Source organism: Lactococcus garvieae subsp. garvieae (assembly GCF_029024465.1).
In the GTDB taxonomy this organism is placed as follows: Bacteria; Bacillota; Bacilli; order Lactobacillales; family Streptococcaceae; genus Lactococcus; species Lactococcus garvieae.
The window spans coordinates 454,904-477,388 of the sequence record NZ_CP118950.1 but is presented as its reverse complement, the minus strand read 5'-3'; the positions used below and the strand labels follow the sequence as shown (position 1 = coordinate 477,388).

25 protein-coding genes are annotated in these 22,485 nt (G+C 39.2%); all 25 read right to left on the bottom strand.

Annotation, left to right across the window (positions count from 1 at the left end):
- Position 1: 1 nt before the first annotated feature.
- The 25 genes from pfkB to PYW30_RS02270 all read right to left on the bottom strand — a co-directional run bounded on the left by pfkB (position 2) and on the right by PYW30_RS02270 (position 22,352).
- Positions 2 to 928 carry a 1-phosphofructokinase gene (gene pfkB / locus PYW30_RS02390; RefSeq protein ID WP_042217267.1) on the bottom strand — a complete coding sequence of 309 codons (927 nt, stop codon included), beginning with the start codon at positions 926 to 928 and terminating at the stop codon, positions 2 to 4.
- Positions 925 to 1,626 (bottom strand): DeoR/GlpR family DNA-binding transcription regulator, encoded by a 702-nt coding sequence (locus PYW30_RS02385; RefSeq protein WP_004259114.1) that lies wholly within the window; start codon positions 1,624 to 1,626, stop codon positions 925 to 927. Before PYW30_RS02385 ends, pfkB begins: the two co-directional genes overlap by 4 nt.
- A gap of 176 nt (positions 1,627 to 1,802) precedes the next feature.
- Positions 1,803 to 2,201: a Spx/MgsR family RNA polymerase-binding regulatory protein gene (locus PYW30_RS02380; RefSeq protein WP_042217269.1), complete on the bottom strand. Its 399-nt coding sequence runs from the start codon at positions 2,199 to 2,201 to the stop codon at positions 1,803 to 1,805.
- A gap of 154 nt (positions 2,202 to 2,355) precedes the next feature.
- On the bottom strand, positions 2,356 to 4,182 hold the full coding sequence (dnaK, locus tag PYW30_RS02375; protein ID WP_042217271.1) for a molecular chaperone DnaK: 1,827 nt from the start codon (positions 4,180 to 4,182) through the stop codon (positions 2,356 to 2,358).
- Between the two features lie 76 nt (positions 4,183 to 4,258).
- Complete coding sequence (gene grpE, locus PYW30_RS02370; protein ID WP_019299805.1) at positions 4,259 to 4,831, bottom strand: nucleotide exchange factor GrpE; 573 nt, start codon at positions 4,829 to 4,831, stop codon at positions 4,259 to 4,261.
- A gap of 3 nt (positions 4,832 to 4,834) precedes the next feature.
- Positions 4,835 to 5,872, bottom strand: a complete 1,038-nt coding sequence (hrcA, locus tag PYW30_RS02365; RefSeq protein WP_042217275.1) for a heat-inducible transcriptional repressor HrcA — start codon at positions 5,870 to 5,872, stop codon at positions 4,835 to 4,837.
- A gap of 139 nt (positions 5,873 to 6,011) precedes the next feature.
- Positions 6,012 to 6,416 (bottom strand): hypothetical protein, encoded by a 405-nt coding sequence (locus PYW30_RS02360; RefSeq protein WP_014024345.1) that lies wholly within the window; start codon positions 6,414 to 6,416, stop codon positions 6,012 to 6,014.
- Positions 6,417 to 6,448: 32 nt separating this feature from the next.
- Positions 6,449 to 7,234 (bottom strand): M15 family metallopeptidase, encoded by a 786-nt coding sequence (locus tag PYW30_RS02355; protein ID WP_042217277.1) that lies wholly within the window; start codon positions 7,232 to 7,234, stop codon positions 6,449 to 6,451.
- On the bottom strand, positions 7,218 to 7,922 hold the full coding sequence (locus PYW30_RS02350) for a histidine phosphatase family protein (protein WP_004259135.1): 705 nt from the start codon (positions 7,920 to 7,922) through the stop codon (positions 7,218 to 7,220). Before PYW30_RS02350 ends, PYW30_RS02355 begins: the two co-directional genes overlap by 17 nt.
- 113 nt (positions 7,923 to 8,035) lie before the next feature.
- Positions 8,036 to 8,953: a lactate/malate family dehydrogenase gene (locus PYW30_RS02345; protein WP_014024343.1), complete on the bottom strand. Its 918-nt coding sequence runs from the start codon at positions 8,951 to 8,953 to the stop codon at positions 8,036 to 8,038.
- Between the two features lie 87 nt (positions 8,954 to 9,040).
- A complete protein-coding gene (locus PYW30_RS02340) occupies positions 9,041 to 9,865 on the bottom strand; it encodes a hypothetical protein (RefSeq protein ID WP_042217279.1) in 825 nt (274 codons plus the stop codon).
- 28 nt (positions 9,866 to 9,893) lie between these two features.
- On the bottom strand, positions 9,894 to 10,568 hold the full coding sequence (locus PYW30_RS02335) for a hypothetical protein (RefSeq protein WP_042217281.1): 675 nt from the start codon (positions 10,566 to 10,568) through the stop codon (positions 9,894 to 9,896).
- Between the two features lie 186 nt (positions 10,569 to 10,754).
- A complete protein-coding gene (locus tag PYW30_RS02330; RefSeq protein ID WP_004259148.1) occupies positions 10,755 to 11,180 on the bottom strand; it encodes a F0F1 ATP synthase subunit epsilon in 426 nt (141 codons plus the stop codon).
- A 17-nt stretch (positions 11,181 to 11,197) separates the two neighbouring features.
- The gene (atpD, locus tag PYW30_RS02325; RefSeq protein WP_004259151.1) at positions 11,198 to 12,607 is read right to left on the bottom strand and encodes a F0F1 ATP synthase subunit beta; all 1,410 of its coding nucleotides are present in this window, start codon (positions 12,605 to 12,607) and stop codon (positions 11,198 to 11,200) included.
- A gap of 59 nt (positions 12,608 to 12,666) precedes the next feature.
- On the bottom strand, positions 12,667 to 13,548 hold the full coding sequence (locus PYW30_RS02320; RefSeq protein ID WP_004259168.1) for a F0F1 ATP synthase subunit gamma: 882 nt from the start codon (positions 13,546 to 13,548) through the stop codon (positions 12,667 to 12,669).
- A gap of 11 nt (positions 13,549 to 13,559) precedes the next feature.
- A complete protein-coding gene (atpA, locus tag PYW30_RS02315) occupies positions 13,560 to 15,068 on the bottom strand; it encodes a F0F1 ATP synthase subunit alpha (RefSeq protein WP_004259170.1) in 1,509 nt (502 codons plus the stop codon).
- 65 nt (positions 15,069 to 15,133) lie between these two features.
- The gene (locus PYW30_RS02310) at positions 15,134 to 15,661 is read right to left on the bottom strand and encodes a F0F1 ATP synthase subunit delta (protein WP_014024339.1); all 528 of its coding nucleotides are present in this window, start codon (positions 15,659 to 15,661) and stop codon (positions 15,134 to 15,136) included.
- A 14-nt stretch (positions 15,662 to 15,675) separates the two neighbouring features.
- Positions 15,676 to 16,182, bottom strand: coding sequence for a F0F1 ATP synthase subunit B (gene atpF / locus PYW30_RS02305; RefSeq protein WP_004259173.1), 507 nt, complete (start codon positions 16,180 to 16,182; stop codon positions 15,676 to 15,678).
- Positions 16,183 to 16,195: 13 nt separating this feature from the next.
- The gene (gene atpB / locus PYW30_RS02300) at positions 16,196 to 16,909 is read right to left on the bottom strand and encodes a F0F1 ATP synthase subunit A (RefSeq protein ID WP_004259176.1); all 714 of its coding nucleotides are present in this window, start codon (positions 16,907 to 16,909) and stop codon (positions 16,196 to 16,198) included.
- A gap of 54 nt (positions 16,910 to 16,963) precedes the next feature.
- The gene (locus PYW30_RS02295; RefSeq protein WP_003135074.1) at positions 16,964 to 17,179 is read right to left on the bottom strand and encodes a F0F1 ATP synthase subunit C; all 216 of its coding nucleotides are present in this window, start codon (positions 17,177 to 17,179) and stop codon (positions 16,964 to 16,966) included.
- 195 nt (positions 17,180 to 17,374) lie between these two features.
- Complete coding sequence (locus tag PYW30_RS02290; protein WP_042217333.1) at positions 17,375 to 18,151, bottom strand: alpha/beta hydrolase; 777 nt, start codon at positions 18,149 to 18,151, stop codon at positions 17,375 to 17,377.
- Between the two features lie 154 nt (positions 18,152 to 18,305).
- Positions 18,306 to 19,352 carry a ComEC/Rec2 family competence protein gene (locus tag PYW30_RS02285; RefSeq protein ID WP_232254558.1) on the bottom strand — a complete coding sequence of 349 codons (1,047 nt, stop codon included), beginning with the start codon at positions 19,350 to 19,352 and terminating at the stop codon, positions 18,306 to 18,308.
- Positions 19,289 to 20,050, bottom strand: coding sequence for a ComEC/Rec2 family competence protein (locus PYW30_RS02280; protein WP_408611417.1), 762 nt, complete (start codon positions 20,048 to 20,050; stop codon positions 19,289 to 19,291). Before PYW30_RS02280 ends, PYW30_RS02285 begins: the two co-directional genes overlap by 64 nt.
- A 418-nt stretch (positions 20,051 to 20,468) precedes the next feature.
- Positions 20,469 to 21,119, bottom strand: coding sequence for a helix-hairpin-helix domain-containing protein (locus PYW30_RS02275; RefSeq protein ID WP_042217284.1), 651 nt, complete (start codon positions 21,117 to 21,119; stop codon positions 20,469 to 20,471).
- A gap of 57 nt (positions 21,120 to 21,176) precedes the next feature.
- On the bottom strand, positions 21,177 to 22,352 hold the full coding sequence (locus PYW30_RS02270) for an SLC13 family permease (protein ID WP_004259189.1): 1,176 nt from the start codon (positions 22,350 to 22,352) through the stop codon (positions 21,177 to 21,179).
- Between the last annotated feature and the right edge of the window lie 133 nt (positions 22,353 to 22,485).

Here is a 22,485-nt window from a genome sequence, read left to right as displayed (position 1 = left end):
TCTAATCTTCGTTTATTTTTTCGATTGTTACTTTTTCAAAGCATTCTTTTAAGAAGCTTTCACTCGGCATGTCTTCTGAGAAGACCTTAGCTGTACCACAGGCAACCCCTTGTTTAAAGGCAGCTAAAGCATCCTGGCTGCGGCTCCATTCCGCAAGGAAACCTGCAACTGTCGAATCTCCTGCACCGATAGAGTTTTTCAGCTCTCCTTTGATTGGAGCGGCAAAATAAGTTTCCTTACCTGTGAAGAGTAATGCACCATCCCCTGCCATAGAAATCATGACATTTTGTGCCCCCTCTGCCAAAAGTTTTTGACCATAAGGGATGATATCTTCTTTAACGTCAAACTTAACAGAATAAATTTCTTCTAATTCTTCACGGTTAGGTTTGATGATAAGTGGCTCATGTTTCAATGTTTTCAGCAACTTTTGTCCGTCCACATCAATAGCAAACTGTGCGTCTCTGGCTTTCACTTTCTCAATCAAGACTTCATAGAAGTCTTCCCCTAAAATTTTAGGAATGGTACCCGCAAAAACGACAATATCATCATTTTTCAGCTTGTCAAATTTACTTAAGAAGGCTTGAATTTCAGCATCAGATAAGTCAGGGCCGGCGGCATCAAAAGAAGTTTCTTCTTGCGCATTGACTTTTATTTTTGTGTTAATGCGTGTCGTTCCTGCAATCGGAGTGAAATCGGACTGGCTTCCGATGTTTTCAAGATAATCCTGAATAAATTTTCCTGGGAAACCTCCAAGAAAACCAAGGGCTGTATTCTCTACCTTTAAAAGAGACATCATGCGACTCTCAACAATCCCTTTACCACCAGGAAGCATACGCGTTTCTGTTGCTCGGTTGACTTGTCCAAGTTCAGCCTGATCAAAATCCATAAAATAATCTAATGCTGGATTTAGTGTTACTGTGTATATCATAATTTCTCCGTTATAAGTTTTATTTGGTCACTTTCAGCAAACTTGATAAAGCTTGTTTGACCGATTTTACTACTGTCCAGGAGGAGATAGCTTGTCCGACTTTGACGGATCGCCTGTGTCTTAATCGCTGCTTCTTCACTGTCCGGTGTCATAGCTCCCAGCTCTTCGTCAAAAGCATTGGCCCCGATAAAAGCAAGATTAAAACGATAAGTACTAAGTTGAGCGATGGCCGAACTGCCAATGATGGCATCTGTTTGACGTTTCACTCGACCACCAAGCAAATAAACGATGAGGTTTTCACTGGTTAATTTTGGAAGATGGCTAATCGAGTTGGTCACGATAGTGACACGCTTGCCCGATTGATTAAGCAAATGGCAGAGCGGCGCAACTGTAGTTCCAGCATCCAAGTAGATAATGTCGCCTTCTTTTATCTTTTCAAAAGCCAAAGCTGCGATTTTTTCTTTTTCTTGAACGTTTTTGGAAGATTTCTCAAAAATAGATAGCTCTTCTGAGAGGTCTTGTTGGAGTTCTGCGCCTCCATGAACGCGGCGCAAGACATTTTCTTCTTCAAGCTCATTGAGATCTCTCCTTAAGGTCGAGACAGAAGCTTGAGTTATTGTTGAAAGTTCTTCTAAAGTCGCTGTTCTTTGCTCTTTGAGCAAGCTCATTATTTTTTCCTTGCGTTCTGTCGCGAGCATGTGACCCTCCTCCTGAATTCGTTTACATTTATATTATACACCATTTTCTTTCAAAGTCAATCAAAAACTTCCAAAAACTACAAAAAAAAGAAAGAAATTCTCAATATATTTCTTTCATGTACTATTCTTAAATAAAAAAGAGCCAGGAATGCCGCTTCCTTTGCTCTTTAGAGAACCTAGCCTGTGCGCATTTCTTGTTGTTCTAAGTCCGTAACTTTTTTACTTGGCTTTTCTAAAAACCTTTGCATCTTGTCTTCATCAAAACCAATTTGGAGCTGTTTTTCATCCAACATCAGTGGAACTTTCAACAGGGTCGCATTTTCTTCTAATAGCTCCATAAAATCTTCTAACTTTAGGTCCTTGAAGTTAAGGTTCAAACGTGTGTAAGCCCGAGTTTCTGTTTCGACAATCTCTTCAACTCCATGTTCAGTTAGGGAAACAATTCGGAGAATTTCCTCAGTCGAAACCAGCTCTTTGAGAAGATCAACTTCAATAAACTTGACTTTATGGGCATAGAGCCAGCGCTCCGCTTCTTTCGTCTCCTGATTAGAGGAGATGGTATAAATCTTAAGCATGCCAACCTCCTTTCTATCACATCCAGGTTCTCTTTCTTATTTTTATTATCCTATTTTATGAGAGTGAAAACAAATGAAACGGTTTTCAAAAAAAAAAAAACAAAAAAAGCCGAGCACCGATGTCTCGAACTTTTTTATTTTATAAGCTAAGATTTTATTTAACTTCTTCAAAGTCGCCATCAACAGTATTGTCATCTTTAGGACCTTCTGCTGATCCAGCTTCTTGACCTTCTGCTGCTGCTTGTTCAGCGCTGGCTTGTTCGTAAAGTTTTACTGCGAGATTTTGTGCGATTTCGCTGAGTGCTTCTGATTTAGCTTTGATATCAGCAATATCTTCACCTTCAAGAGCTTTCTTCAACTCTTCTTTAGCATCTTCTGCTTTTTTCACTTCTGCTTCGTCAACTTTACCTTCAAGTTCTTTGATTGTTTTTTCAGTTTGGAAAACAAGAGCATCCGCTTCGTTACGTGTATCCACTTCTTCTTTACGTTTTGCGTCAGCGTCAGCATTTGCTTCTGCATCTTTCATCATTTTGTCGATTTCTTCGTCAGAAAGACCTGAGTTAGATTTGATAACGATTGTTTGTTCTTTTTGCGTACCTAAATCTTTTGCTTTAACAGAAACGATACCGTTTTTATCAATGTCGAATGTTACTTCGATTTGTGGCACACCACGTGGTGCTGCAGGAATATCTGTCAATTGGAAGCGACCCAAAGATTTGTTATCTGCTGCCATTGGACGTTCCCCTTGGAGAACGTGGATATCTACTGCTGGTTGATTATCTGCTGCAGTTGAGAAGACTTGTGATTTAGATGTTGGAATTGTCGTATTACGTTCGATAAGTTTTGTAAATACTGAACCCATTGTTTCAATACCAAGTGAAAGTGGAGTTACGTCAAGAAGGACAACGTCTTTAACGTCACCAGTGATGACACCACCTTGGATTGCTGCACCCATAGCCACAACTTCGTCTGGGTTAACAGATTTATTTGGAGTTTTACCTGTTTCTTTTTGAACAAGGTCAACAACTGCTGGAATACGAGTTGAACCACCAACAAGAAGAACTTCATCAATATCAGAAGTTGAAAGACCAGCGTCAGAAAGTGCTTGACGTACAGGTTCGCGTGTTGCTTCAACCAATGAAGCAGTCAATTCGTCAAATTTAGCACGTGTAAGTGTCATTTCCAAGTGAAGTGGACCTGCAGCGCCTGCTGTGATGAACGGCAATGAGATTTGAGTAGAAGTTACACCTGAAAGGTCTTTCTTCGCTTTTTCAGCTGCATCTTTCAAACGTTGAAGGGCCATTTTATCTTGTGAAAGATCAATGCCGTTTTCTTTCTTGAATTCTGCAACCATGTAATCAATGATTGCTTGGTCAAAGTCATCACCACCAAGTTTGTTATTACCTGCTGTTGACAATACATCAAAGACACCATCACCTAATTCAAGGATTGAAACGTCAAATGTACCACCACCAAGGTCAAAGACAAGAATTTTTTCATCTTTGTCTTGTTTATCCATACCGTAAGCAAGAGCTGCCGCTGTTGGTTCGTTAACGATACGTTCTACTTCAAGACCAGCGATTTTACCTGCATCTTTTGTTGCTTGACGTTGTGCATCGTTGAAGTAAGCTGGAACAGTGATAACTGCTTTTTCAACTTTTTCGCCCAAGTAAGCTTCAGCTGTTGCTTTCAAGTTTTGAAGGATCATTGCTGAAATTTCTTGTGGTGTATATTCTTTACCACCAGCAGAAACTTTTTCGCTTGTACCCATTTTAGATTTGATAGAAATGATTGTATCTGGGTTTGTTACGGCTTGACGTTTTGCAGCATCACCGACTTGAATTTCACCATTTTTAAAAGCGACAACAGATGGTGTTGTACGATTTCCTTCTGGATTTGGAATAATTTTTGCTTCAGTTCCTTCGAGAACTGCTACTGCTGAGTTTGTTGTACCAAGGTCAATACCAATAATTTTAGACATATGCTTTACCTCTTTTTTATTTTATTGTTTTTATCTATTCTTATAGTTTAAGGACATTTCGGTCACTTCTTGTTTCTTATTGTGCCACAACGACCATTGCTGGACGAAGAATGCGATCATGGATTTGATAGCCTTTTTGGAAGACTTGAACGACATGATCTGCGGGATGCTCATCATCAGCTGGGACTGTTTGTACAGCCATATGGAAGTTTGGATCAAAGGCACCGTCTGCTTGAACTTCTGTAACGCCTTCTTCTTTAAGTGCGTTGATCAAGCTTTCACGTGTCATTTCCAAACCTTTTTTGACGTCTTCTGTTAATCCTTCAACAGCAAGTGCACGCTCCAAGTTATCCAAGCTTGGCAAAATCTTTTTCGCCAAATCTTGTGAACGATATTTCAAAATGCTTGCACGTTCTTCGTTGGCACGGCGTTGAATATTTTGGATTTCTGCACTGATGCGGAGAAATTTGTTTTCCCATTCTTCAGCCTTTGCTACAGCTGCATCAAGCTCAGAAACTTCTTCTTCGACGATGTCTTCAAGTGCTTCTTCAGTAAGCTCTTCGACAACTTCTTCTTCCTGATCGTTTTTCTTTAATTCTTCTTTATTTTCTTCAGCCATATTGTTTCCTTTTCTTTTAAATAATTTCATATATTAACTTATCTCATAATGGTTACCATCAAGGTAACGATAATAGTCCATGAGTTTCATACTTAAGACTTTTGCAAGTAAGTCCAGTGTACTCAAGGTTTTTTGATAATCTTGTTCTACAGGACCAATGACTGTCAGCGTTCCTAAACCACGATACGGGATAACAAACTTTTGACTGATCAACGTGAGGTTAGCAAAATAAGACATATTGTCAATAACAACCGAACGCATCTCATCTGTACTTGTTAATTCTCGTATTTCTTGAGCCATACGCGCATCATCGCTTAAAATTTTATAAAGCTCAGAAAGATTGTCTGTTGCAAAGTCAAAGACATATTCACGTCCACTGCTTGTCAAATGCTCTGTGAATAAGTCTGCAAAGACGGATTCAAAGAGTTCCAAGACATCACCAGTTGTTTTAAAGTAACGCTGTACGATCTGTGGAATATCCGTTCTCAGCGCATAATGCACATCGAGAACTTTCTTACCCACTAAACGTTCTTTAATCAAACGTGTAAAGACTTGCAGGTCATGTTCACTCATACTTTTTGGTAGGACAAACTGATTTGTCCTAAGCTCGCCTGTCGCTAAGGTCATCACTGTCAATATTGAGTGATTATCTAAAGTGACAAGTTCAAAGGACTGCAAGACTTGTTCTTTCTGAGGAACATTAAGTACGAAGGAAGTTAAGCCGGTCAACCTTGAGAGAACTTCACTTGCTCTTTCAAATAAGTCTGATAAGCGATAAAACTCTCCGTCAAAGGACTTCATAATCTGAAAAAGATCATTTTGTGTAAATTCTTCCAAGCGCAATACATTTTCTACAAAATATTTGTAACCTGAAATACTAGGAACACGTCCACTGGACGTATGTTCTTTTTGAATGAGTCCAAGATTTTCCAAGGCTTTCATATCATTTCTGATTGTCGCACTTGATGCTTTAATCTGTTCCAATAAAGCTTTAGAACCAACGGGTGTGTGCTCTTTCGCGTAAAGTGAGACAATCAAATCCAAAATCTGTTGTTGCCGTTCTGTAATCATCTTTGTCTCCTTTCTTTACTTTTAGCACTCACCACCCTCAAGTGCTAACAATATTATTATAACCCTTATCTCCTCTCTTGTCAAGCAAAAAAACCAAAAATTAGCACTCTTTTTTATAGAGTGCTAATTTTTGATTCTTTTAGATAAATCCTACCTCTTTAGCAATGAAACGGATGCTAAAGAGACTCACAAGCATGACAGCGAGTGGAAATAATAGGGCTAGATTTTGCTGATGCATGAGATATTGATAGCCCCAATCCACAAGAATGAGTACAGCCGCTATCTCTAAAATCCATAGTCCTACATTGAAAAAGCGCAGTATGAGTAAGATGAGGAGAAAAACCAAGAGTATTTCTATTACATTTTGCCATTGGGCTACTGGAGCCAATGTTTTATTGATAAAACCCGTTATTGTACGGCTTGTATTTTGAAAAACAGTCGTAAAAGTATTGGGTGATGCTAAAAGTCGCTGTGCCATAATCATTAAAGTATAGAGAAATAAGGCGATATTAGCATATAAAATCAAGTAGGCTTTATTCAACATTGTTGTGTGACTCCTTTTAAGTCCCTTTATTTTTATTGGGGCAATAGCTTCAAATATTCTTCAAGTGTAAGGTTGTGTTTTGTCATATACTTGGCATTGTCCACACCTACATAACGAAAATGCCAGTCCTCATAATCCACACCCGTTGATGCTTTTCCACCTTCCGGGAAACGAAGTACAAAACCGTAGTCAGGTGCGATTTTCTTTACTTGTGCAACGACTTCTTCAGGACTTTGGTTCAAAGCATCTACCGTTGACATATCGACAGCTAAGCCTGTTTGGTGCTCTGAGCTACCCGCAGGTTGTGAATAAGTTTTAACATTCGTTTCCGCTTGCTCACGAGATATGGGTTGCCCTGTATTATTAACGGATCCTGCAGCGCCAATCCTTTCATTTTCCACATAAGTATTGAACAGTTGCTCTTGATAAGCCACTGAGCGATAGGCCGAAATCAGGTGTTCTGCGGGATCAATGGCTTGTGCTGCTGCCAAAAATTTAACAAGCGCATCTGCAATACGTTGGTCAACCTGTACGTTGCCAACAGTTGTAAGTTCTGGGGAAAGTTCCTCTTTGGGGTTTTCCCTGTTTACCAGAACAAGATTCCAATCAGAGCGATGGGCTTCAGGCAAATCGGTCGTTTTACTTTCAGCTGTCGAACTCGAAGATGAAGTCTGGCTTGACTCTGCCCTTTGTTTCGTCACTTGTGGCTTGAGCTTACTCACAGCAAATACACATAGTCCAATGAAGGCCAAGAGAATAATAAAACTTCCGATGACTCTCCCTTTTTTGAGTTTTCTTTTTTTAGTTCTTCTTTGCATTTTTTACGATTTCTGCTCCAAGTTTACGATACTCCATTGATCCGATATCTCCTACTTCAAACTTTCCATTTTCAAAAGTCAGATGTGTCACAGAACCATTATCTAAATTATGCGGACGTTCTTTATCTGGACGAAGCATTTTAATATAGCTAGCGATCGTCATCCCATGACTGACTATAACAATATTTTTCGCTCCCGCAGCTTCTGCTTCAGTTGCCATATCAGAAAAACCACTCATAATACGTCCAGAGAGTTCTTCCCAGGTTTCCGCCCAGCCTGCAGTATCGACTTCATAGATGGCACGCGCCAGTTCTTCATCTGAAGGGAATTTCCCTGACTCTTGCAACCCTTTTTCAGCAAAGATAATCGGAAGAACCCCATCAAACAGCTCGCCATCATAGCCTCCATCAAAAGAACCAAAACACCATTCACGAATACGCTTGTCCATCTTATAAGGGATATCTTTATTCTCTGAGTATTCTAAGATAAAGCCCATCGTTTGTATTGTTCTCCCAGAGTCAGAAGAATAAGCACGATCAAACTTCAAACCTTTGGCTTTGAAGCCTAGCCCCAACTCCATAGCACCACGTTCGCCTTCAGCAGTGAGCGGTGTGTCCGACCAACCTTGGGCTCTGCCGATTGTATTAAACATTGTTTTTCCGTGTCTTACCAAATAAATCTCAACCATGAACTCACCTTATCTTCTATTATATATATCTTTAATTATACTTTATTTCAAAGCAATTGAACAGAGAAAAAAACCTCTTCTTCTGTAAGAGGTTTTCTATCTATAGACTATTTTTAGCTAAATTTTTTGATTTTTTCTTGAATCTCACGTGCTGAGTCTTTCAATTTATCCGCTTCTTCCTTGCTGATACTTTCGATGAATCCCGGATAAGCTTTTGCCCCATCACGTCCAACAAGTGCTGGTGTTGACAAATATGCATCAAGTTCAGCATCGTAATGCGAGCAGACTACAGCTGCTTTGGCATCCGATAAAATGAGATTCATAAGACTGACTGAAGCTGCAGCAATAGCAAAGTTCGTATAACCCTTTCCTTCATAAACCACGAAACCACCATGGCGTGCTGAATTTTCAATTTTTTCAAGGTCAAAATTGTTTATTGCTGCTGTTTTTTCAAATGGGACACCCCCAATATTTACTGTTGACCAGGCTGCAAATTGTGAATCACCATGTTCACCAAGCATATAACCACTCACACTTCTCGCATCTACACCTGCTTCTTCAGCAATATAACGGTGCAAACGCGCAGAATCTAAATACGTCCCTGTTCCAAAAACTTGGTTTTTTGGAAGGTTAAGAGCTTGTGAATAAAGTTGTGCAATCACGTCATTAGGGTTGGTTACAATCAAGAAAACACCGTTAAAGCCTGAGGCATTGATTTCATCTGCAACTGCTTTAACCATAGGTGTATTAATTTTCAACTCTTGGAAACGATCTTGAGCATCAAGAGCTTTGATGTGGCCCAGAGCAGAAATAACGACTTCTGCATCAGAAAGATCTGGATAGTCACCGACAGTAATCTGCGTATGACTGTTGAGTAGGCTAGCTGCATCAAGCATGTCAAAAGCTTCAGCTTTAGATTTTGCAGTATTTTTATCAATAAGGACTAATTCATCAACATAGCCTGCTTGAACAATCATTTGAGCGATCATTGCTCCGACATTACCTAACCCAATTATACCTACTTTACGCATCTGAATCTCCTTTAAATTATAGAGGTCTCTCCTCATTGTTTGTTTCATTGTATCAAAAAAAATCTCTTTTTTCAGAGATTTTTTCTTTTATTTAACAAAGAACTGTTTGAGCCAACTTACTTTCTTGAGTATTCCCAGAAGGAGTACAGACGTCCCAATTCCTGTTACTACTCCCCCTGTCCCAGCTGCATGAACAGCTATGGCATGTTTACGCGCTGCAGCATCCTTACCCGTATCATTAAGCGAATTGGCAGCCGTTTGTTGCGACATCACTGGGAGAGTTGCTTCCCCCCAAGTATAGGGAAGTTGAGAAAGTTCTTCTTTCGCAGCAACTGGAGTTGTCGTATCTTTATTTTGGGTTATTTGTTGCTCTATAGCTTCTGTTGTCCCCTTTTTAAGGTGTTGATTTTTTTGTGTATCTGCTTCTGGTTTCTGCGCTTCTGCTGTTTCTGGTGCTGTGGGTGAAATTGAAGGCAAACTAATATCCGGCTGCTGTGGGGCGTTCGGACGTGTTGTAGGTGTAATTGTCACGGGTTCCGAAGGAAACGGATTCGTAGGAACTGTTGGCGTGATAGGAACGGGATCTACAGGAAGAGGATGACTCGGAATTACCGGGACTGTTGGCGTGATAGGAACGGGTTCACCTATCGTTACTGGCGGAAGTGTAATATCTGGTGTTTCCGGCACGATTGGAGGCACTGTCGGTGTAATGGGCTGTGGGTTCTCGGGTGTTATCGGTACACCGCCTGCATTTGATTCCTTGGTTATCGAATCCTTGGTACTATTGCCCTCCACCTTTTCAGATGAGACACGTGAAACTGACGCAGAATAAACTTGACTCGGATTAAGAATGATTGTTTGCCCTAATACGAGTGTGACCGCTAAAACTATACCATATTTTTTCTTTCTCATTAGCTTTTTACCTCCTTTCTCATTATTTCTATTCTGCACCTTGTTTGAACGCATACCGACTTGCTATCGCTTCTTGGGCTCGACGGATACTCGGCTCCGCCAGCAAGCTCTGCTCAACACGAATATTTTTTATTTCGAGCTCTAACAGTTCCACTGCTTCACGCAACGTTTGAGCATCCTTTACCTTTAAAACTTCAATGATATAGCTCAAACTCTTGATGTTCATATATCTTTCAGGAAGTTCAGTATTTGTTAAAGTCTCACAAGCCAACAACTCCTCCAGACTTTCAATCAGCCATTGACTTTTTTGATTGTATTTAGGGAAAAGTTGCTTAACAAGAGCTTTTCTCCCCATAGGCAGTGTTTTACTCCAAAATATTTTTTTGAAAATATCATTGAGAAAAATCCCCAGAGCCCATAAGGAAAAGCTCAACATAAACGTGATTAAAAAGGTTTCTAAAGCGGAACGTTCCAGTTGACCCTGACCATGTATAAAGGAAAAATCGTTTATAATATAAAAAGCTAAGATAAGGACAGGAAAGCTAAAAGACAATAAAGCCGAGCGGTAATTAATTTTGTTCTGAATTTCTTGACGAAATTCGATCTTTATAACTTCAAGTTGATGGAGTTTGTCTTCTATTGTTTCAACTGTTTCCATCAATTCTTGGCAATGTTCCAGCGCCACGCTTTCCTCCTTTCCCATAATTCCCTTTCTCTTCTCTACACTACATTTCTAATTCATTCCAAAACTTCATCATTTGTAACTACTTGTTCATCAAACAGTAAAAAAGACTTATTGTTTACATTTTAACATTTTAGTTTGCTGTTTTTTATTACATTTATATTAAATAACAAAAAAAACATCCTAGGGATGTTTTTTATTCTTTAATTAATTGTGTTTCGATACATTCAATCGGTTAATCGCACGATGAAGTGCAACTTCTGCACGTTTAGCTTCATCAGTCTTATGTGCCGCTTTAGCTTCTTCAAGCTCTTTTTCTGCACGAAGTTTTGCACGTTCCGCACGTGGAACATCGATATCACGATTACGCTCAGCAGAATCTGCAATCACAGTAATCATACTGTCCTTCACTTCAATAATACCACCATTAACAGCAATATAATCGACGTGCTTCACATCATCAGGACGGCGCACTTTAAGTTCACTGATTTGTAAACCAGCGATTGTGGAAATCATGTTGGGTAAAATCCCCATATCTCCACCAATCGTATGCGCAAGAATGTAGGTTGCATGGTGATCATAAATGACACCCGCAGGAGTGATGACTTGAATAGCCATGACATTTTCACTCATTTCAGCAACCTCCTATCTTAATAACCCATTTTTTTAGCTTTTTCGAGAACGTCTTCGATTGGACCTACACCACGGAAAGCATCTTCAGGGATTGAATCGTATTTACCGTCAAGAATCGCTTTGAAATCTTCAACAGTTTTTTCAATTGGTACATATGATCCTGGTACACCAGTAAATGTTTCAGCAACGTTAAAGTTTTGTGAGAGGAAGAATTGGATGCGGCGTGCGCGGTTAACCAATACTTTTTCATCATCCGACAATTCATCCATACCAAGGATGGCAATGATATCTTGCAATTCTTTATAACGTTGGAGCACACGTTGTACTTCCATAGCTACTGCATAGTGTTCTTCACCAACAATTTCAGGTGTAAGTGCACGTGATGAAGAAGCCAATGGATCAACGGCTGGGTAGATACCCATTTGTGTCAAACGACGTTCCAAGTTTGTTGTTGCATCCAAGTGAGCGAAGGCTGTTGCTGGCGCAGGGTCAGTATAGTCATCGGCTGGGACATAAATCGCTTGGATAGAAGTTACAGAACCTTGTTTTGTTGAAGTGATACGTTCTTGAAGTTGACCCATTTCAGTTGCAAGCGTAGGTTGGTAACCAACGGCTGATGGCATACGTCCTAAGAGGGCAGATACTTCTGAACCGGCTTGGGTGAAACGGAAGATATTATCAATGAAAAGCAAAACGTCTTGTTTTTCTACATCACGGAAATATTCAGCAATTGTCAAACCAGTAAGAGCAACACGCATACGTGCTCCAGGTGGTTCATTCATTTGACCGAAGACCATGGCTGTTTTTTCGATAACGCCTGATTCTTTCATTTCCCAGTAAAGGTCATTCCCTTCACGTGTACGTTCCCCAACACCAGTAAATACGGAAATACCACCGTGTTCTTGGGCAATATTGTGAATCAACTCTTGGATAAGGACGGTTTTACCAACTCCGGCACCACCGAACAACCCAATCTTACCACCTTTAAGGTATGGGGCAAGCAAGTCAATAACTTTAATCCCTGTCACCAGAATTTCATTTGCTGTTGAAAGTTCATCAAAAGATGGGGCTTTTTTATGGATAGGGCTGCGTTCTGCATTTTCAGCAAATGCTTCCCCTCCATCAATAGCATCTCCAAGTACATTGAAGACACGTCCAAGTGTTTCTTGACCAACAGGTACGCTGATTGCTTTACCTGTATCGAGAACTTCAAGTCCACGTGTCAAGCCATCAGTTGATTCCATAGCGATGGTACGTACGGCACCATCACCAAGTTCCAACGCCACTTCAAGGACGATTTTAGTTTTAACGCCGTCTACATCTTTGTAAACGATGAGTGCGTTATTAATCTCAGGAAGAGTCGCGCCTGACGCAAATTCAACGTCGACAACGGGACCAATGACCTGAGTAATTTTACCAGAACTCAATATTTTTCCTCCTCGTTTATTTTTCTGTCTTTAATTCTTTAAGAAAGGTTACCACGTGCTTAAAGCGCTGAGGCTCCTGCAACAATTTCTGTAATTTCTTGTGTAATTGCTGCTTGACGCGCGCGGTTATATTGTATTGTCAGATCGTTAATCACTGTTTTTGCATTATCTGTAGCTGTACGCATTGCAGACATACCAGCAGCATGTTCAGCTGTTTTAGCATCAACAATCGCACCATAGATCATGCTTTCAGCATATTGAGGTAAAAGTTGATCTAAAATAGCTTCGCGGCTTGGTTCCAGTTCGAAACTTACCAATGATACTGGTGCTTCCTCTTCTGAATCCTCTGATTCATCAAATGTAATCGGAAGCATTTTTTGCATGCGTGCTTCACTTGTCAATGAATTGATATGGTGATTGTAGCAAACATAAAGCTGATCAAACTCTTCATTTTGATAACGAGATACAGCCTGACGTACAATTTCACGAACTTCTTCAAAACTTGGTTGGTCAGTCAAACCACGTAATTCATAAGATAATTCTACATTACGGGAGCGGAAAAAATCAGCTCCTGTTCCACCTAAAGCCAGAATACAATATTCTTCTGGCCCTTGGTGTTTTTCACGTAATTTATTCATGACTGACTTCAAGATATTGGAGTTGTAACCTCCTACAAGGCCACGATCCGAAGTGATAACTAAATATCCTGTTTTCTTAACGGGGCGTTTCGTCATCATCGGATTTTTAGAAGGGCCACGATCTGCAGCAACCAAGTCGGTTGTCACTTGACGCACCTTATCTGCATAAACCTGATAAGTTTTCGCAATCTTTTCTGATTTTTGCAATTTCGCTGCGGATACCATTTGCATAGCACCAGTGATGTGACTTGTTTTTTCTGTTGAAGCAATTTTTGATTTAATTTCGCTAAGTGAAGCGCCCATAATGAACCTCCTTATTTAACGTAATTTGTAGTTTTCTTGAAGGCTTTGATTGCATCGTCAAGTTTTGCTTCATCTGGCAAATCTTTAGTATCTGTGATGACTTGTAAAAGTTCAGCATAATTAACATCGAAGAAATCAAACATTTTTTCTTCAAAATCTAGAATGTCTTCTACGGGAACATCATCAAGATGGCCATGTGTCAATGCATAAAGAATAAGAACTTGTTTTTCAACAGCCAATGGTTTATGTAACGGCTGTTTCAAAACCTCAACTGTACGACGACCACGGTTCAATTTAGCTTGTGTTGCTTCATCAAGATCAGAACCAAACTGTGTAAATGCTTCAAGTTCACGGAATGATGCCAAGTCCAAACGGAGTGTACCCGCAACTTTTTTCATTGCCTTGATTTGAGCGGCACCACCAACACGTGATACAGAAGATCCGGCATCGATGGCTGGACGAATACCTGAATAGAAAAGGTCGTTTTCGAGGAAGATTTGTCCATCTGTGATTGAGATAACGTTTGTGGCGATATAAGCAGAGATATCTCCGGCTTGTGTTTCAATGAAAGGCAAAGCTGTCATTGAACCACCACCTAAGTCATCACTCAATTGTGCAGCACGTTCCAAAAGACGTGAGTGGAGGTAGAATACATCCCCTGGGTAAGCTTCACGACCTGGTGGACGACGGAGCAAGAGTGAAAGTTCACGGTAAGCCACGGCTTGTTTAGATAAATCATCATAAACAACAAGAACGTGTTTGCCGTTGTACATGAATTCTTCACCCATAGCTGCACCAGCATATGGTGCGATATAAAGTAATGGTGAAGGTTGTGATGCTGAAGCTGTTACAACGATTGTATAATCCATCGCTCCAAGTTTACGGAGTGCTTCAACTTGTGTACGAACTGTTGATTCTTTTTGACCAATTGCAACGTAGATACAGATGATGTCTTTACCTTTTTGGTTAAGAATTGCATCGATAGCTACAGATGTTTTACCTGTTTGACGGTCACCGATGATCAACTCACGTTGACCACGACCGATTGGTACAAGTGCATCAATGGCTTTAAGTCCAGTTTGAAGTGGTTCTGAAACTGATTTACGTTGCATAACACCTGAAGCTGGAGCCTCTACAGGACGTGTTTTACCTGTATTGATGTCGCCTAAGCCATCAACGGGTTGTCCGAGTGCATTTACAACACGGCCGATGAGTTCTTCACCGACTTGAATTTCCATGATTTTACCTGTACGTTTTACTGTATCTCCTTCGCGGATGCTAAGGAAATCACCAAGTACGATAATACCAACGTCTGTACTGTCTAAGTTTTGCGCCATACCATATACGCCGTTATCAAACTCGACAAGCTCACCGCTCATCGCATTTTCAAGGCCGTAAGCACGGGCGATACCGTCACCAACATAAGTGACGACACCAGTTTCAGCAACTTCAAAATCTGGTGTAAAATTTTCAATTTGTTGTTTAATCAGTGAGCTGATTTCATTCGCTTTGATTGCCAAATGTATTTTGCTCCTTTCTGAGTTTTCATGTTAAATGGCTGAGAATTTTTTCTCAAAGGAGATTCTTAGAGAATCTCTTTGGCAATTTTTGCCAATTGTGATTTGACAGAAGCATCAATGATTTTTCCACGTGAATTTACAATAAATCCACCGACAATCTTTTCATCTACTGTGTTCACGATTGTTACTTCGTTCAAATCAAATTTCGATTTAGCGAGAGCAACAAATTTTTCGATTTGTGTTTCGGTTAATTTCACGCTTGAAATGACCTCTACATCAGCAATTCTAAACATATCATCTGCTGTATTTTTAATTTCAGCAAGAATTTCTGCTAAATCAGCTAATCGTCCGTTTGCACGAACAGTATCAAGGAAATTTTTCATCAAGGGTGATGAATTTTCTTTGATACTGTCGATAACTTCTGATTTTGCTGCTGTAGAATATACTTCTGTTCCGAAGAAAGAAGCAAGATCATCTTCTTTAAAAAGTTGTGTCAGTTCGTTAACCTCAGAAAGAATAACTTCCAACTGAGACTTTTCTTCTGCAACTTCAAGCAAGGCTTTACTGTATTTTTGAGAATTGACTGTTGTCATTTTCAACCAACCCCCTATTCGCCAAGCTTAGCAATATAGCTGTCAATAAGTTCTGATTGTGCTTGTGAATCCAAAGATTGACCGATGAGTTTTTCAGCAATTTGTACTGAAATATCAGCAACATCCCCTTTAACTGAACTGAGCGCTTCTTTGCGTTCTTGTTCAATATCTTCTTGGGCACGTTTTTTCACATTCGCAGCTTCTTCATTGGCTGTTGCCAAGATATTTGCACGATTTTGTTTAGCTGTATCATTGGCAGTTTGGATAATGTTTGCAGCTTCTTCTTTAGAACCTGCAAGTTCATTTTCACGTTGCGCTAATAATGTTTCTGCTTCTTTTTTTGACAGTTCCGCAGTTGTAATATCGTTATTGATTTTATTTGCACGTTCTTCAAAGATACCTGTAATGGCACCCCACGCAAATTTACGAACCAAGATCAGCAAGATGATGAATGCACCGCTGACAACGATAATATTACCAAGAACTGTATTCGGAGCAGTTTCTAATAATGTAGTAAGCATTTCTACTCCTTTCCTAGTGTTCTGCTAAAATTTTGTGGCTAATGTAAAGATTTGTCAAAAGAACAAAAACATAAGCCTGAAGAGATGAAATAAAGATTGAGAATGCTATCCAAGCCATTGCTAAAATCCATGTCACAGGAAGAATAAACCAACCAGAATCAATCATTCCAGCAATAATGCCTAGGAGAACTTCACCGGCAAAGATATTACCGTAAAGACGAAGTCCCATAGAAAGGGCATTTGTAAATTCTTCCATGATAGTCATCGGAAGCATTGCTTTAGGTTCTTTCCAAAAGGCATTTTTAATATAGCCTTTAAAACCAAACTGTTTCACACCAAGGGTATTGGCGAGTACAATGACCAAGACTGCTAAAGTCAAGTCAACGGTTGAGTTTGCTGTTGGAGAACGCCATAAGCTGATGTCACCCGGTGCAGTGATTTTAGTAACTAGCCCAATAATATTCGAAATCAAAAGGAAAGAAAAGAGTGTAAAACTCATGAGGGCATACTTTGGTGACTCTTTAGCACCTAGATTTTCACGTCCGATGCCGTTAATAAAGTCAACTACCCACTCAAGGACGTTTTGCTTACCTGTAGGCTTAAGTTGCATATTGCGACTTGCCCAATAAATCAAACCAAAAACAATTAAAACGGTCAAAGCTGTCATATATAGAATGACACCGTCAAAAGTAACTGGTCCAACATTAAAAGTCCATGTTGATTCCATAGCTAGTCTTCCTTTCTAAATAATTGTTGAGTATAAAAGTTAAATCAACGATTTTTAGAACAAGAAAGCCATAGCTAAGGCGATGAAGAAGGTACCTTCGGCAAAGGCAACACCAAGGAACATACTTCCGCGGAGTTTGCCTTCCATTTCTGGTTGGCGTGCAACAGCATTAATAAATGCTGAAACAATAAGTCCATCACCGATAGCGGCACCAAGTGCACTAATACCAATAGCTACTGCTTTAAGAGCTTCAATTGAGATTGTTGTCATTTAATGACCTCTTTCTATGTGCGATTTTTCGCAAATTTTTATTACTATGAAATTATAGTCCTATTCAATCCGTTTGTCAAAACTTAACCTAAGATTATCACACATTTTTCTATAAATCGTTCGGCCTTTTTTGAGCAACCGTTTTCTTTAGGATTTATTTAAGTTTCAAGGTTTTATATTTTAATTTTAAGCTGTTTAGCTTAGTCGTTCTTCTTCCTTATAATCAATAGGAAGCCATTTTAAAACGGTCTCGATTTGTTTGGTCCAATAGTACCATTCATGTGTCCCCGGCGCCTTTTCATAACGAAGGTCAAAGCCTTTTTCCTCCAGAAGTTGAGCTGCCCGGTTATTTCCAGAGATAAGGTAATCTTGTTCTCCACACCAACTGTAAAGCTTTGGCTTTTCACCTGTATGATGTTCTGCAAGGTAGAGAATACTGTTTTCACTCTCGTTAAAGTGATCAAGATCGCCAAAAATTCCGGTCCAATAGGCTTGGTTCTCAGCGCTTTGTTCTTTGAGGTCCGTCATATCCAAGGCTCCTGATAAACTTGCTGCATAACTGAAGTTTTCAGTTGCCAAAGCCAGCTTGAATGCGCCATAACCTCCCATAGATAAACCTGCGATAAAATTCTTTTCCCTCTTGTTGCTCAAGTTAGGAAAGAAATTCTGAACCACCTGTGGCAATTCCTTTGCAATCGCATCAAAATATCTCATCCCATAATTGGTATTCGTATAGAAGCCCAAATCAGTTGAAGGCATGACAATGGCAAGTTGAGAATGACGAATCAAACGATCAATCCCCGTTCTTATAAGCCATGAATCTTCATTTCCAGACATCCCATGCAACAAATAAAGCACTGGAATGTCATTTCCATCTTTTACACCTGTCTTACTGGCTTCTGGATAAATCACATTAAACTTACGATTCATCCCCAGTACTTCGGAGTAATATTCAATATTTATAATAGCCATTTTTCCTCCCATCCCGTTTACTTTTATGATTCAAGTAAACGTTTCCTACTATTATAACATAAGAATTATTACATATCGCCTTATTCTCATTGCTATTCAATCAAAAAGCAGCGCTATTTTGTCATATACTCTATAACAGTTTTTGTACCCAAAGCTACTTTACTGTTTGAATGTGCCAACTGCCTTTTTTATAAAGGAGACGGATTGCCCCTTGCTGGTCTGTACGATAAATTTTTATACCTCGTGCAGCGAATTGTTGGAGCGTTTCTTGATTGGGATGTTTATATCGATTATTCTTTCCAGCCGAAATAAGAGCGAGCTTAGGGTTGATTGCTTCTAAAAAAGCTTCCTTTGAAGAAGTTTTACTGCCATGATGTCCAACTTTTAGGACATCCACCTCTAAATGGGGATATTCTTCCTGGAGCCGCACCTCTCCCTCTTCTTCTAAGTCGCCTGTAAAAAGAAATTTCTTCCCATAAAATTCACCAAATGTCACTAAAGAATTATCATTGTCGCTTTTCCCTTCAACGCCTGTCGTTAAAAACCAGAGATAACTGTTAAAGATCGGGAGCTTGTCCCCCTCCTGCACAATGTGAATCTGACTGTTTAAACGGCTGAGTTTTTTAGCAAAGCTTTTCTTCTCCAATGCAGAAGCTGACACATAAACATTTTTTATTGGTACTTTCTGAGCTACACTCTCCAGGTCTCCAATATGATCCTCATCTGGATGTGTCACAATCAGAACATCTATCTTACTCACGCCACGCGCTCTCAGATAAGGCAGAAGTGTATTTTCGGCATTGCTCTTATAGATTCCCTCCTTCCACTGCTCATCAGCTCTTATTTTTAATCTCCCGCCCGTATCGATGAGGATGTTTTGGCTGTTCCAACTGTCTTGTAAAAGAATACTGTCCCCTTGTCCCACATCTACCATTGTAATGCTTGGGTGTTTAGGATTCTTAACAAAGAAAAAAAGCAAGAAAAGAACAATTATTATGCTCAAGTTCCAGTTTCTTTTTTTATAAAAATCAAGGGCAAGTCCACTCAGCATAAAAAGTAAAAGTAAAAAAATAAGGTTGGGTTTGCCAAAGACAATCGGCTGGTCAAATAAATCGCCCACCCATCTTACTATTGATTCTAAAACAATAAAAAAAGGATTAAATAATGTGAGAGCAGTACCAAATAAAGAAAGAAGAAAGATAAAAAGTAAACCTGGCAGAAGTAAAAAATCAAAAGCGGAAGAACCCCAACAGCTAGGACGGTAGAATCAAGTAACGATTTTTTTAATCCTTTTAGTTCTTTGAACTTTCCTGAAAAAAATGTGATTAAGAAAGAATAAAGCATCGTGAGTTGTCCGCCTGTTGTCAGCAGGAAATAAGGACTGAACACCATTAAAAGAAGAAAAGTGACAGAAAATCTATCGCTTGAATTTTTAAGGGGGATATTTTTTTGAAGAAGCGCGCGTAAGATTGAAAGAGATAAGCCTGTAAGAAATGCATAAAATATCGAAAAGGGAATTTGGATAAAAAAGACTAACTTCTGTGATAAGCCAAGCCGCAGTAAAATATTTCGGAGAAGTTCAATAAAAAAATTCACCTGCATACCTGACAGCGCAAATAAATGGATAATGCCAAGACTGGTGTAAAGCTCCCCCATTTCTTCAAAGTCTTTATCCAACCACCCAAAAAGAAGCCCTGTCATATAGGACGACATAGGAGAAGGGAAATGTTTCTGAGCCCAAAGAATGGCTTTTCGGCGTACCAGCCGTAAATCAAAGTCCTGTTTTTCTTCAAATCCATGAATTTTTTCTATTTTAAGAAGACGATAGACCCCTTGAGTCCTTAAATACTTCCTGTAATCAAAACCTGAAAAATTTCTTTGCTCTTCTGGAATCTCCAAAGTGCCTTCAAGGTAAAAAGTCCCCTTCACCGCAAGTTTTTTGAAGTATTCTTTTTCTTTTTCCGAGGTCAAGGTGTAAAAAGCTTGGAAGTCGTTGCCGTTCACTTCTCCTCTGAAACTGAGCCTGCTTCCATTTACTTGAAGAGTATCCATATAAGGGGTAATTTTCGAAATTTTTTCTGGTTGCTTTCTTTCTTGTACTTCCGTTTCTTTTTTTATCATGAGTAAGAATAAACTAAAGCACAGTAAAAGAACTAACACACTATAGTATTGACGATAAAAAGCGATGAAGAAACTAAAGAGACTAAGAATAAGTAAAGGCCATGAAAAACTAAAAATAAGAAAATAAACAAAGACTAAGAGATAAACGAAATAGATTAGCGAAAATTTTTGTTTCATCTAACGTACAGCGCCTTTCTTAATCTACAGTGATTGCTTCTTTTAATTTTTCTAATGTTTTAGGGCCAAATCCACTCACCTTGGTCAACTCTTCCACGGACTGAAAAGAACCATTTTCAGAACGGTAATCCAGAATATCTTGGGCTTTTTTTGCTCCCACACCACTCAGCTGCTGCAATTCAGTTAAATCAGCTGTATTAATATTAATTTTGGTTTTTTCTACTGTTTTGCTGGTATTGTCTTTGGTTTCTAACAAGTGATTTGTCTCTGCTTCCCCTCGCACTGGAACATAAACTTCAGCTTCGTCTTGTAACTTTTTTGCCAGATTTATTCCCTTCCTCTCTGCTTCTTCCGTAAAACCACCAGCACTTGCTACTGCATCAGATACACGGTTTTTGGAGGATAGCTTGTAGATGCCTGGCTTTTTGACAGCGCCTTTGACATCAACGATGATTTCATTCTCATCTTCGTCTTCATCTTTTTCGGCTTTTTTCTTTCCTGAAGCTTCCTTGTTTTTGCTCACCTCCGCCCACTCGGAGCGACTTTCTTCTTGCTTTGGGCTATCCAGGACTTTTTTATTCCAATAAAAGACACCTAAAATAGTCAATGCCAAAACAACTCCAACAATGATTTTCAAATTTTCATTTATATATTCTGTTATTTTTTTCATAGTTCTAAATACGAAAAAACATGCAGTTTTTCACTGCATGTTTTTATAAAAATTTTTTTAAATTCCAAAACTGACGATAAGCAAGCCGACCACTACTAAGACGGCAAGAAAACCAGCGTTTACTAAGGCAAAGTATTTCACAAATCCTGCCGTTTCACCACGTGCTTGAACGCGAATGATTTTATAAGCAATCAATGTTGCCATTGAGGCTACCATCGTCCCTATGCCACCAATATCTGCCCCGATAACAACAGAAACAGCATGAGGCGTAAAAGGCGATATAAGAATCGGTGCTGCGATATTAGAGATAATCTGACTCATGAAGACCGTACCTAAGAAGGACATTTGTGGACCAACAAAGGTATTGCTAATAAAATCAGTAAGGACTTGAATATTTGCGATATTTCCTACAATCAAGAAAAAGAAAACAAAAGTAAGAAGTAAATGATAATCGACGCCCTTAAAAAGTTCGGGACGATAGAAAAGGACAATGACAGCAACAATGGCTACAGCGAGATAAAAGTTAACATAACCAAATACAGCCGCGGCCATTAAAATCATTAAAGCAATAAAGATTGAGGTTTCTAATCGATTAAACTTGTTTACCTTTGTTTCAATGACCAATGGTTCGTTGTCAATAAATTGGCAAGCCAAGTTCAAGAGCAGAAAGCCTGCCAGCCAGAGTAATCCTGTTCCTTTAAAAAATTCTAAATTTGTCAATGCCTGCCCCAAGTGATGCCCTGGGTTTTGATAAAAAGAATATAAATAAAGATTGTGTGGGTTGCCTTGAGGTAAAAGACTTGAACCTGTATGACAGGCAGGGACAATCATCGCGGCTCCAATATAGACAGACTTACGATTTTTTATTTCTCGAGTAATCGTCAAGTAGAGCGGTAAAATTGTCAATATGGTGAGATCATTAGTAAAAAATACGGCAAAAAAGAAGGCCAGCATTGTGGTGAATCGTACAAGCTGACGCGTTGTTTTACTTCTTTTTACCAATGTTTGGCCCATATAAGACAAAATACCAGTAGATCGAAAACCAGCAATAACTAACATTAAACCAAAAACAGTCACAATGACTTTGTTATCAAAAAATTCTGTCTGTATTCCGCCCATACTCACTGAAATAATGGCGATAATAAACGATACAAGAAAGACCTTATCAACAATAAAAAACTGGGTCAACTTTTTGAAAGCATTGTCTGGCTTTCTTGTGATTTGCTGTTCCATGTTTTCTCCTTAAAAAACTGATTAATTGCACTCCTACAATTATACAACTTTTTTCCATGAAATTACGAAAAAGATTATAAAAAAAGCGGATTTTTTTAGAAGAATAAATAGAGCAAAGATTACCGGTCTTAAA